We start from the raw sequence: 11732 nt of genomic DNA, 5'->3' as shown, positions 1-11732 counted from the left end.
TCGGTCGTCGGGTCGGTCGTCGGATCTTCGATCAGATCGTCGATCATGTCATCGAGCACGTCGTCGGGAGAGTCATCGATCAGATCGTCGATCAGATCGTCGATCATGTCATCGAGTACGTCGTCGGGAGAGTCGAACTTCGGTCCCGGTTTCATAAGCGGGACATCCCTCTCCGGATGAAAAGGAGAGACCCCATCACCGGGAAAAGACCCCCTCATTACCGACATATCCAGATCGGCACCAGCCGCTAGAGGGGATACAACGGCCAGAAAGATAATACCAAGCACAAAAATCTCCAGAACCCGCCTGCCCACGACCATGCCCCCGCGACGACCGGTGACCGCACCGGTGCATCGTGCCAGACGATATAATTTCCACAATATAATTTTATCCCCTGCCCCTCAGGAGACAGCGATGCCATGATGCGTTGGACTCCAGACCAGAACCATATGCAGCGGCACTACACCATAAAAGAGATAAAACAGAATTTAACCAAAAAGGGTGTCAGGAGTTCCGCCTCTGCCACCTGACGGCCGCATAGACAGCAACAAGAAGAGCCGCACCGACAAAGGGGAAGAGAAAAGGAACCGTACCCCCATCCGTGACAGGGAAGGACACATCCGAGACCCCGGTCATCTTCCCGCCGTACACAACATGGGCGCGAACCAGATAGTCGCCCGGTTCCCGGGGAGTAAAGTTCATGGACAGGTTTTCTTCGGTCCCTGCCATGACCGTCCGCACCTCACCGTCGATAACGCCAACAAATGCACCGCTCCTGAATACATTGCCCACAAGAGTTGCATTCGTGTCGGCAGGGCCCGGGTTTTGAAAGACACCGGCGATCCTCAGGACATTTCCCACCACCGCTTCCCCCTCACAGGCAAGACAGGTCAGGTTCCCGTCCTGGAGGCCAGGGCCTTTCAGAGGAACCGCGGGAAAAGATGCATCGCCGCTCCCGGTCTCCCTGATAGACACATCCTCATCTGCCGTGACATTCCCGTCCACATCACCGACAGGAGGGGCGGTCTGGCCACTACCCGACGAACCTCCGCTCCCTCCGCCATCCCCACCAGAAGAGCCCCCATTCCCACCACCGCCAGTAGAGGGGGGAACAACATCGGTATCGGTGACGATAGTCACATGAGTACTGACAGTGACATCGGCCGCCGCCCCTGCAAGAACGGCGGCCTGCAGGATACAGAGAACCGCACACAATACGGCGACCCTCCCGCTCAACTCTCTCATGACATACCCCCCGGCCGATCACCGTGGACATATGCCTGCTGGCATATATCCCTTCCCGCGGGGCTGAAAAAAGAAGGGCTTCAGACCCTGAAGATCCCCTGCGACCTTTCCAGCGCATCGATCGCGGGGAGTTTCTTGCCGGTCAGGAATTCGATGCACGCCCCGCCGCCGGTGGAGATGTGAGTGAAGGCCGACTCAAGCCCCATCTTCTCGATCACTGCGGCCGTGTGACCGCCGCCGACAACGGAGAAGGGCACCTTCGATGAAGCCCTCAGGATCTCGAACGTTCCCACCGCAAAGGTGGTGTCCTCGAAGACACCCGCGGGGCCGTTCAGTACGACCGTCCCCGAGGACCCTATCGCATCGCAGACAGTCTGAAGGGCGTCAGAACCAATGTCCATCACCGGGGCGTCGGCCGGGATACGGTCGACCGGGTACTCGGCGCGGGTATTCTCCTCCCGCACCGCGACCTGATCGGGGAAGAGGATCCGGTCGCCGAAACGGGAGAGGATGGCCTTCGCCCTCTCGATCTCGGCCGTATACTTCAACTGGGCGACAAGATCCTTGGACGGTTTCCCGATGTCGTAGCCGGCGGCGATCAAAAAGACATTCGCCACCACGCCGATGACAATGACACGGTCGGCAATACCGTTCTCAAGCACATTCTCTGCCACGGCGATGGAGTCGTCCACCTTCGTCCCCCCGAGGACAAAGGTCACCGGCCGCGGCGCCCCGGTGAAAACCCGGGAGAGATTCCTGACCTCGCGCTCCATCAGGAGACCAGCAGACGACCGCATCAGCATGGGCAGGCCGACAACAGTTGGCTGTGAGCGGTGGGCAGTGCCGAAGGCATCGTTCACAAAGACATCGCCCATCGCAGCGAGTCTGCGCACGATATGAGTACCTTTCGCCACCTCGGGCGCCAGAGTCAGGTTCTCCTCGGCATTGAACCTGACATTCTCAAGCATCAGCACCTCGCCGGCATGGAGGGAGGAGACCGCCTCCCGCGCCGCCCGCCCGAAGATATCGTCGACGTACCCGACAGGGCGGCCGAGCATGTGCCCCAGCTTCTCCGCATGGGCCTGGAGAGTCGTGAAGTCCTTCTTGCCCGGCCTGCTCTGGTGGGTGAGGATGACGACCCTGGAGTCCTCCAGGTGCCGGATCGTGGGCAGGTGCTCACGGAACCGTTTGTCGTCCAGAATCTGGTTCGAAGCCGGGTCGATGGGGGAGTTCAGGTCCAGGCGGAGAAGGACCGTCTTTCCAGAGGGATCGAGTTCAGAGAGGGTTCCTATTGTCATGAGATAACCTGCCACCATAGGGATTATTATGTCCCCGTATCCGTTGGGCGGATAAAATGATATTGGTTTTCGTCCGTATCGGCACGAACCCATTCGTCAGCAAAGAAAAACACAGACCACGCCTTCAGGGACGCATGTCACCGGAGCAGGAACAAAAAAAGGATCAGGCAGATTCCGCAGCCTTTGCCGCGGTCTTCGCCTTGATCTTCTTGAGACGGAAGAGTTCTTCGCGCTCCATCTCGTCGAGCCGCATCTTGATAAAGGAGGCGGCGGCCTTCAGTTCAGGGATCACCTTGAATTCAAGGGCGTTCACACGCCTCTTGGTGTGGTCGATCTCATCGAGCAGGCGCTTCATCGTCGTCTCGATCTCGGCGCTCTCGATGATCGCCTCGACGAGTTCCTCGTAGGCCTCGGCAGTCTCGTCGATGACTGACCTGGTCCCGAGCACACCGTAGCCACGCTCGACCAGACTCTTTCTCACCTTCGATGCCTCGATCTGGGGGACGACGACGCCCATGATGTTCTTGGACTTGAGGGTGATCTCCGGGTTCTCCTTAACGGAGAACGCCGCAGCCTTCACCCCTATTGTTCCTTCGACCGTGTTTGCAAGGGCGATCATCTCCTGGGCGTGCTGGTACTTGCGCAGCATCTCGCCCCGGGTGTCCTTCGCCTCTTTCAGCACCTTGAAGAACTCAAGGATCAGCCCGTCGCGCTTCATCTTGAGGATGTTGTAGCCCCGCTCGGAGAGCTTGATCTTCCGCTTGATGTTGATCAGCTCCGACCTCGTGGGCTTGACATCTCTGAGCGCCATCGGACCTTACACCTCTGCCTTTTTCGCACCCTTGCGGTAGAGCGGGTGGAACTTCTGGATCAGGTCGCGGTCGATACGCACCAGCTGTTCGACCGGCAGCGTCGCAAGGAGGTCCCAGCCGATATCAAGGGTGTCCTCGATCGTCCGGTTCTCGTCAAGACCCTGCCTGACAAACTTGCCCTCGAAGAGGTCGGCAAACTCCAGGAAGCCGCGGTCACGCTCGGAAAGGGCTTCCTTACCGACGATGGCCACGAGGCCGCGGAGGTCGTTGCCTTCCGCATAGCCGGCGTACATCTGGTCGGAAACCTTCTTGTGGTCTTCCCGGGTGTGGCCCTTCCCGATACCGAGGTTCATCAGACGGGACAGGGACGGGAGGACGTTGATCGGCGGGTAGATACCCTTGCGGTGGAGCTCACGGGAGACCACGATCTGGCCCTCGGTGATGTACCCGGTGAGGTCAGGGATCGGGTGGGTGATATCGTCGCCCGGCATGGTGAGGATCGGGATCTGGGTGACAGAGCCCTTCTTGCCCTTGACAATACCGGCACGCTCGTAGATCGACGCAAGGTCGGTGTACATGTACCCCGGGTAGCCGCGGCGGCCCGGCACTTCTTCACGGGCCGCACCGATCTGACGGAGGGCCTCGCAGTAGTTCGTCATATCGGTGAGAATGACGAGCACATGGTAACCGACTTCGTACGCCAGGTATTCCGCGGTCGTCAGTGCGAGACGCGGGGTGATGATACGCTCGACGGCCGGGTCGTCTGCAAGGTTCAGGAAGACGACAGCCCTCTCAAGGGCGCCGGTCCTCTCGAAGTCGGCCATGAAGTGGTTGGCCTCTTCCTTCGTGATACCCATCGCAGCGAAGACGACGGCGAACTCCTCGGTGGAGCCCGGCACCCGTGCCTGACGGGCGATCTGCAGGGCGACATCGTTGTGCGGGAGACCTGCGCCCGAGAAGATCGGGAGTTTCTGGCCGCGCACAAGGGTGTTCGTGCCGTCGATGGTCGAGATACCCGTCTGGATGAAATCGGCCGGGGACGCACGGGCGTACGGGTTGATCGCGGCGCCCGTGATGTCGAGCCTCTTCTCGGGCACGATCTCAGGGCCGCCATCGATGGGCTTGCCGCCGCCGGAGAGAATACGGCCGAGCATCTCCTTTGCGACCGGCATCTTGATCGTTTCACCAAGGAACCTGACGCCGGAGTCACGGCCGATACCTGCAGTGGTCTCGAAACACTGGACGACCACGAGGTCGTCGGAGGTGTCGAGCACCTGGCCGCGCTTGATGGTGCCGTCCGCGAGGACGATGTTCACAAGCTCGTTGTAGCCGACCGGCTCGGTCTTCTCGACGAAGACCAGCGGGCCTGCAATCTGCTTGATCGTTCTGTATTCCTTCATGCCATTCCCGCCTTCAGTCCAGAGAATTCGTCCTTCATTGCCTTCAGGATCCGTTCGAGTTCAGGCTTGTAGTCCTGGACGAACTTGATCTGCGGCAGGTCGTTCTTCGCCTTGATCGCCAGGATCTGGGACGGCATCACACCGGCGGCGTGGGCCGCGGAGGAGAGGTCGGCGTAGGCGCGGATAGCCTTGAGGATGTCGAGCTGCTTCTCCAGAGAGCAGTAGGTGTCGACAGCGTCGAAGGCGTTCTGCTGCAAGAAGATCTCACGGAGCATACGGGCGACCTCGATGGTGATCTGCTCCTCCTCGGGGAGAGCGTCGGAACCGACGAGCTGCACGATCTCCTGAAGTTCTGACTCCTTCTGCAGAACATTCATCGCCCAGCTGCGGAGGGGGTTCCACTCGGGCGAGATGTTCTTGTCGTACCACGTGTTCAGGACGTCGAGGTACAGGGAGTACGAGTTGAGCCAGTTGATCGCAGGGAAGTGACGGCGCTGCGAGAGCTTGGCATCAAGTGCCCAGAAGACCTTCACGATACGGAGGGTGTTCTGGGTGACCGGCTCCGAGAAGTCGCCGCCCGGCGGCGAAACCGCACCGATGACCGTGACCGAGCCTTCAAGGTTGTTGAGGGTCGTCACACGGCCGGCACGCTCGTAGAACTCGGAGAGGCGGGCCGCAAGGTATGCAGGGTAGCCTTCCTCGCCAGGCATCTCTTCGAGCCGGGAGGAGATCTCACGCATTGCCTCTGCCCACCGGGAGGTGGAGTCGGCCATCAGGGAGACGTCGTAGCCCTGGTCACGGAAGTACTCGGCAAGGGTGATACCGGTGTACACGGACGCTTCACGGGCTGCCACAGGCATGTTCGAGGTGTTCGCGATCAGGATGGTCCGCTCCATCAGCGGCCTGCCCGACTTCGGGTCCTCGAGCTCCGGGAACTCGGTCAGCACCTCGGTCATCTCGTTGCCGCGCTCGCCGCAGCCGATGTAGACCACAATCTGGGCGTCAGACCACTTTGCAAGTTGCTGCTGGGTGACCGTCTTTCCCGAGCCGAAGGGACCCGGAATTGCGGCGGTGCCACCCTTGGCGATCGGGAAGAGCCCGTCGAGAATCCTCTGCCCTGTAACGAGCGGGATGTCCGGGTTCATCTTCTCGGTCACCGGCCGCGGGACACGGACCGGCCACTTCTGCATCAGCTGGATCTCTGAGCCGTCCTCAAGGACACAGACTGTCTCTTCGACGGTGAAAGACCCACCCTTGATGCTCTTGACCACGCCGCCCTTCATGTTGGGCGGGACCATGATCTTGTGGAGGATCGACGTGGTTTCCTGGACCGTGCCGATGACCATGCCGGGCACGACGCGGTCTCCGACCTTCACGACCGGGACAAAGTCCCACTTCGTTGTCCTGTCGAGGCCGGGTGCGGTCACACCACGCTCGATGAAGCTGCCCATCTTTTCCAGGAGCACCTCAAGCGGCCTCTGAATGCCGTCGTAGATGCTCTTCAGCAGACCGGGGCCGAGCTCGACCGCGAGCGGCATGCCTGTGTTCACCACCGGTTCGCCTGGCCGGATGCCATCGGTGGCCTCATAGACCTGGATGATGACGTTCTCACCCGAGATCTTGATGACCTCGCCCATCAGCTCCTCGTTCCCGACCTTGACCACATCGAACATGTGGGCGTCGAGACCGACGGCCGTGACGACCGGGCCTGAAATTCTCTTGAGCACTCCTGTCGAAGTGCCTGTCTTTGACGCTGCTTTTACTTCCACAGATCAACACCGACCGATCTCTTTATTCTCTCCCGCATGGAGAGGCCTCCCTCTTCCTCACCGACCGCTATCACTGTCGGCCTCACGGACTCCTCAAGCTGGCTCCGGAGGCGCAGGGGGAGCCTGTTCATATCGCTGCCACTCAGCACCAGGATGCCCACCGACCCGTCCGAAAGGACGTTGTGGATGGCGTTTTTCAGGGCATCGTCGCTTTCCGCGGCGATTGTCTTCTGAATGCCCGCAAGCCTGAACCCGATGACGAACTCATTGCTTCCGATAACTGCAATCTCCATTCTTACATCACCAGGTAACTCTGAATGCGTTCATTCGGCAGGTTGTACTCCTTCCCCCGGGCAATGGCACGGAGGTTTGCAACCTCGTACTTCTTCATCTCAAGGTAGGCAAGGATCGGAAGAACCGAGAATGCATAGAGCTTGGAGAGCCTTTCCATCTGTTTGAGCTCGAACTTCGTCAGCATGACCTCGATCTCGTGGATCGAACGCTGCTGCTGGAGTTCGTCGAAGACTGCGACGAGTTCGGGATCCCGCGTCTTCTTCTTCGCGGCGTCGACGAATTCGTCAAGGCTCTCGATCGTGCTCATCCGCATCAGTTCGTCGACCGTGAAGGCCTTGCCGCCCGGGACGAGCAGATCCCTGATCTCCTCGCCTGCATGCGCGGCGCGGAAACGGAAGAGGTTCATCAGGTTCCTGAGGTCTATCTCCATCTGGATATAGTTCAGGAAGACGTTGCCGCCCTTGATGCCGCCCTTCGCGTCCGAGATCATCTGGGTATAGAGCTGCTTGTAGAGCTCGTTCTCGAGCTTCGCAAAAGAGCCTGTCTCCAGGGCCTCGTGCAGGCCGGCAGAGAGCACAGGGCCCAGGCGCCGGTCCTTGAGAGACTCCACGATCCTCTCGGGGGAGTCTTCGGCGAGCAGCCGGTCGAGGACGTTCTTATCAAGCTCACCCGCGGGGATGAGCACTTCCTTGATCTTCCCGGCCTTCACGCCCTGAACCTTTCCTCTGAGGATGGTCAGGACATTCTGGATATCCCACCGGCGCAGGTAACTCTGCACGAACCGGATCAGTCCGGACGGGGTGATCTTCAGGATCTCCTGATACTCCTTTGCAAGGTTCCAGGAGAGGCCGACCTCGATGAGGTTGATGCCGGAGAAGGACGAACCGAGTTCGTCGATCTCCTTCTTGTACTCGGTCTCGCCGATGAACCTGGTGATCTCGGGCAGGCTCATGTTGAGCATCCGCAGGTACTCTTCCCGCGGGATCAACTTTGCCTTGCGCACACGCATGCGCGTGGAGACGTAAATGTATGGGGCAGGACCCCCTACGTCAGCCATGCCCTATCCTCCTCAGGGGAACAGGATATCAGACGCATCCTTGAGCCCTGACTCCCATACCGTCTCCAGGAACGTGCGGTACGTATAATCGATCTTCATCCGGCCGTCGGCGCTCTCGACGACGATCCCGCCCTCAATGGAGACGGGTTCGCCGACCGAGAAGCCTGACAGGTCCTTGCTCTCGGCAAGGACCTCTTTTACGGTTGGGATATCACGGGCATTGCAGTACACCACGCCGCCCCCGAGGGCTTCAGCCGCCAGGGGAAGGAGGGCGCGGAGGGCCTGCGCATGGAAGTCTGCAGGCAGATCGCCAATCCGGGCAATCGTGGCCTCGTGGACTCTGGAGAGGGTGTCTTTCTCGGCGTTGAGCACTTCACGCTTGACCGAGAGGTTTGCGGCCGAGACTTCCTGGGTAATGATACGCTGGACGTCTCGCTCCACTTCTTCCTCGGCCTGCTGCTTGATCGACGCCGCACGCTCCTGCGCTTCGCTCAGGATGCGCCTGACCTCTGCATCAGTCTCTGCCTGGATCTGCGCTGCCCCTTTCCGGCCTTTTTCCTTGATATCTCCAACGACAGCTTCCAGTCCCATCGTTCACTCCGTGTTCACTTCGTATTTAGAAGAGCAGCAGCAGAGCAACGACAAGACCGAAGATGACGATAGTCTCGGGGATAACGGTGAAGAGCAGTGCAAGACCGAACATGTCCTTGTTCTCGGCGGTCGCGCCCATGGCGGCGGCACCGATGCCCATCTCACCAAGACCGGTACCTACACCGGCAAGGCCGACAGCGAGGCCTGCGCCGACTGCCTTAAGTCCCATCTGCGATGCCTGAATCATTTCGAGAGTCATTTCAGCAACAACTGGATCTGCCATAGTTTATTCCTCCGTAAACTTTCTCTTCATGCCAAAAGGATTGTACTTCTTTCCTCCACCATTGTAGAACTTGGTGAAGAACTCAACATAGTGCAACCTGATAGAGTGCAGGCCGCCGCCCAGAATGCCGAGTGCGATATTGAGCGTATGGCCAAGGAGCAGGACGACAAGACCTATCAGGACAATGACCACTCCCGCAATGGTGAGTGATTCGAGCTGCGGGTCGATGATCAGGTCGATCGCGATGAAATTTGTAACCATCGCGATCGCGACCGACGAGAGACCGACCGCAACCAGACGGGTGTACGAGAGAACGTGACTGATGATCGTCGGGAGTTCCATCAGTTCGAGGGGGGACTCCTGACCGATCAGGACGATACCGAGCAGGATAAGGACGGCACCGAAGATGCCCGCGGCGTTCAGACCCATTGCCACCGGTGCAAAACCGGTGAGGTCGACCATCAACGGGATCGGGAACATCGACCAGATTGTGATGACGATACCCCACATCGTGGAGAGCCAGCCGAACTGGCCGAGGATCTCCTTCGTGACGTGGGCGTCCTGGTGCATCGCACGCCTGAGGTTTCTCACATGGAGAAGACGCCCAAGGGAGATATGCAACAGACCGATCCAGACCGAGACTATCAGCAGTTCGGCAACCATCGGGTGATGAACCGCATGCCCGCCGATATTCAGGTGTCTGGAATAGAAGATCGGTTCCCAGGGTAGAGAGGTCCCGAAGAACTCACTGAAGAGCACACCGAAGATGATGCTCATCGCCGATGCGTTCCGCAGGATGTCCAGCAACCGGGTCCAGCCATCGGACGTAAAGATACGCCGCAGGCCATAGGACATCGCAAGGAGCACGACACCGTAGCCGACATCTCCCAGGATCAGACCGAAGAAGATCGGGAAGACGATCGAAAGGAGAAGCGTCGGGTCGAACTCGTCATAGCGCGGGCGCGCGTAGATGTCCATAAAGAGCTCGGTCGGGTGCGAAAACTTTGGGTTGTCGTACTCGACAGGGACGGCCAGCGGGTCGTCGCCGGTTTCGAGCTCAGTGACATAGACCTTGCCGGCGGTCGCATGGGTGAGTGCTGCTTTGATCGCCTCGACCCGCTCCGACGGCACCCAGCCTTCTGCCACAAAGGCGTCTTCCGTTGTTGCAAACCGCAGCGGGGCCTCCGCTTGCTCCACGACGGCCGTGAAGTATTCGTCGTATGCAACGAGGAATTCACCGTATTCTTTCTTCTTTTCCTCAAAGTTCCGGGCGATCTTCGTGATCTCTTCGTTGAGACCGGCGATTTTTCCCCGGGCATCGTAGATCAGGTCCTTGACAGGGCCTGCGCCTTCGGGAATGGGGACCGACTGGAACTTTGCTTCGAGCAGGACGCGGTCAGCCGCGTCCGCATCTGATGCAGGGACAAAGACGACAATGAAGTTTTGCCCACCCTTGCCGGCAGGGACGAAATGTTTCTCGTGGGGGACCGGGATCTCGACGTCGGACTCGACGTAGCCTGCAAAGACGGATAGTCCTTCATAGCCGTGATAAAGGTCCATATCAAGAGGAACAGCGGTGAAGGGTTCGAGTGCGGCAACACGCCCCTCGATAGTCTTCACCTGTGCCTCAAGTCTGGACCGCTGTGCAGTGAGATCCTCGACATCCCTGACGAATGCGGCAAGTTTCCGGTCGACTTCGGCCTTCAGTGCGGGGGTATTTTCTTTTCTGGTCGCCGGGAGAGCGTCGGGACTGATCCCGAAGATGTTCTCCATAGACCGGATCTTGATCAGTTCGGTAGACGCCGTGCTTGCTTCCGCAAGGGGCATGCCGATCTTGAAACCCTCGTAGGCCTCGTCTTCCTTCTCGACAAAATCTTCAATATGAAAAGCGTTCTGGTGGTACAGCTCCCGGATGATCGTATCCATCTGGTCTCTGGATCCTGCAACCAGGATACGACTCATCCGTTCAGGCTGAAACATGCAGCTGCTCCTTGAAACGCGAGACGAGCAACTCGACCGCCTTATCAAGATTCGCAAGGCTGTCCGCTTTGAGCTTCGCTGCCCGCTGTTCGCCGTTCTTCAGGATCTCGGCACGCTTTCTGGCGGCCGTGGTCCCGGCATCAGCGAGACGCGATTTTTTGTATGCCTCTGCATCGGCGGCGGCCTTCTCAACGATGTGTTCGGCCTCCGCTCTCGCATCCGCAAGCTTCTGCTTCTGCTCAAGCCGAGCGGTGCTGACCATTGACGTATACTCTTCTTCTGCCTGCTTGATGCTCTTTAAAACCTCACTCTTCATCCAACCCTCCTCTCACGGCCTACACATATTTGATGGAAATTACCTTTATATTTGTTGTTATTCATCCACCAGAGCACGGTTCACACATATATACGAGATCGTGCACCCCGGAAGAAGGCCTTCAAGCGTGACAGAATCCTCCCCACCCCGGAGGACAAGGCCTGCAAGGTCTGCCCCTGAACAGAGGAGGCGCTGGTCGGGGTGGGTGCCCCGCACAATCCCGCAGGAGAGGGTGATCTCCGGGGCGGCCGAAACGACCATGGGGATGCGTTTCACACCGGGATGGCCCTTCGGAAGGGCGACGACCGGATAGTGATGGTCGCGGACAAGGAGAAGAAGCATCGCCGCCGCCCGCACCGAACCCCCCTCAGGGGCCGAGACGCAGACAAGGTCGCCGGGCCTGACCGGTTCGCAATACTCGTCGTCCACCGTGTCGACAACGAGGGCAAAGCGGTCGCGTGCACGGCCTGCAAGGAGAAAAGAAGATGAGGGAGCCCTGATAAGGACGAGCTCGTCCTCACCCGGGTGGAGGATCATGTCTGCTCGACGTCCTCCGACTGACAGGAGGGGCAGACCGGGTGTTTTCCGACCGTTTTGAAGTGTTCTCCGCATTCCCTGCATTTGTAGGTCTTTCCCTTCACCCGCTCCTCCAGTTCGATATCCGTGCCTCCGCCGATAGAGCACATA

At 59.2% G+C, this 11732-nt stretch carries 14 protein-coding genes; all 14 read right to left on the bottom strand.

Translation table 11 applies throughout. From position 1 onward, the window contains the following. Positions 1 to 320 (bottom strand): hypothetical protein (locus tag BP869_RS05945; protein ID WP_342677828.1); only part of this gene is annotated, 320 nt, incomplete at its 3' end. 184 nt (positions 321 to 504) lie between these two features. Next, positions 505 to 1245: a hypothetical protein gene (locus BP869_RS05940; protein ID WP_342677826.1), complete on the bottom strand. Its 741-nt coding sequence runs from the start codon at positions 1243 to 1245 to the stop codon at positions 505 to 507. 80 nt (positions 1246 to 1325) lie between these two features. Then, positions 1326 to 2543, bottom strand: a complete 1218-nt coding sequence (locus BP869_RS05935) for a phosphoglycerate kinase (protein ID WP_342677824.1) — start codon at positions 2541 to 2543, stop codon at positions 1326 to 1328. Positions 2544 to 2706: 163 nt separating this feature from the next. After that, positions 2707 to 3354, bottom strand: a complete 648-nt coding sequence (locus BP869_RS05930; protein ID WP_342677822.1) for a V-type ATP synthase subunit D — start codon at positions 3352 to 3354, stop codon at positions 2707 to 2709. A 6-nt stretch (positions 3355 to 3360) separates the two neighbouring features. After that, positions 3361 to 4755: an ATP synthase subunit B gene (locus BP869_RS05925; RefSeq protein WP_342677820.1), complete on the bottom strand. Its 1395-nt coding sequence runs from the start codon at positions 4753 to 4755 to the stop codon at positions 3361 to 3363. Next, positions 4752 to 6524 (bottom strand): ATP synthase subunit A, encoded by a 1773-nt coding sequence (locus tag BP869_RS05920; protein ID WP_342677818.1) that lies wholly within the window; start codon positions 6522 to 6524, stop codon positions 4752 to 4754. The genes BP869_RS05925 and BP869_RS05920 overlap by 4 nt, the downstream gene beginning before the upstream one ends. After that, entirely contained in the window at positions 6515 to 6817 is a 303-nt protein-coding gene (locus tag BP869_RS05915; RefSeq protein WP_067046487.1) for a V-type ATP synthase subunit F, read from the bottom strand. Before BP869_RS05915 ends, BP869_RS05920 begins: the two co-directional genes overlap by 10 nt. Before the next feature lie 2 nt (positions 6818 to 6819). Beyond that, positions 6820 to 7875 (bottom strand): V-type ATP synthase subunit C, encoded by a 1056-nt coding sequence (locus BP869_RS05910; RefSeq protein ID WP_342677816.1) that lies wholly within the window; start codon positions 7873 to 7875, stop codon positions 6820 to 6822. Between the two features lie 12 nt (positions 7876 to 7887). Beyond that, positions 7888 to 8466 (bottom strand): V-type ATP synthase subunit E family protein, encoded by a 579-nt coding sequence (locus BP869_RS05905; RefSeq protein ID WP_067046493.1) that lies wholly within the window; start codon positions 8464 to 8466, stop codon positions 7888 to 7890. Positions 8467 to 8491: 25 nt separating this feature from the next. Further along, entirely contained in the window at positions 8492 to 8749 is a 258-nt protein-coding gene (locus BP869_RS05900) for an ATPase (RefSeq protein ID WP_067046496.1), read from the bottom strand. 3 nt (positions 8750 to 8752) lie between these two features. Next, positions 8753 to 10675: a V-type ATP synthase subunit I gene (locus BP869_RS05895; RefSeq protein ID WP_342677813.1), complete on the bottom strand. Its 1923-nt coding sequence runs from the start codon at positions 10673 to 10675 to the stop codon at positions 8753 to 8755. A gap of 40 nt (positions 10676 to 10715) precedes the next feature. Beyond that, a complete protein-coding gene (locus tag BP869_RS05890; protein ID WP_067046501.1) occupies positions 10716 to 11045 on the bottom strand; it encodes a V-type ATPase subunit subunit G family protein in 330 nt (109 codons plus the stop codon). Between the two features lie 57 nt (positions 11046 to 11102). Further along, positions 11103 to 11582, bottom strand: coding sequence for an alpha/beta hydrolase (locus BP869_RS05885; RefSeq protein WP_342677809.1), 480 nt, complete (start codon positions 11580 to 11582; stop codon positions 11103 to 11105). Next, positions 11579 to 11731, bottom strand: coding sequence for a hydrogenase maturation nickel metallochaperone HypA (locus BP869_RS05880; protein WP_160329460.1), 153 nt, complete (start codon positions 11729 to 11731; stop codon positions 11579 to 11581). The genes BP869_RS05885 and BP869_RS05880 overlap by 4 nt, the downstream gene beginning before the upstream one ends. Position 11732 lies beyond the last annotated feature (1 nt).

This window comes from Methanofollis sp. UBA420 (assembly GCF_002498315.1).
In the GTDB taxonomy this organism is placed as follows: domain Archaea; phylum Halobacteriota; class Methanomicrobia; order Methanomicrobiales; family Methanofollaceae; genus Methanofollis.
The sequence above is the reverse complement of the archived record's forward strand: the minus strand, read 5'-3'. Positions and strand labels throughout refer to the sequence as shown.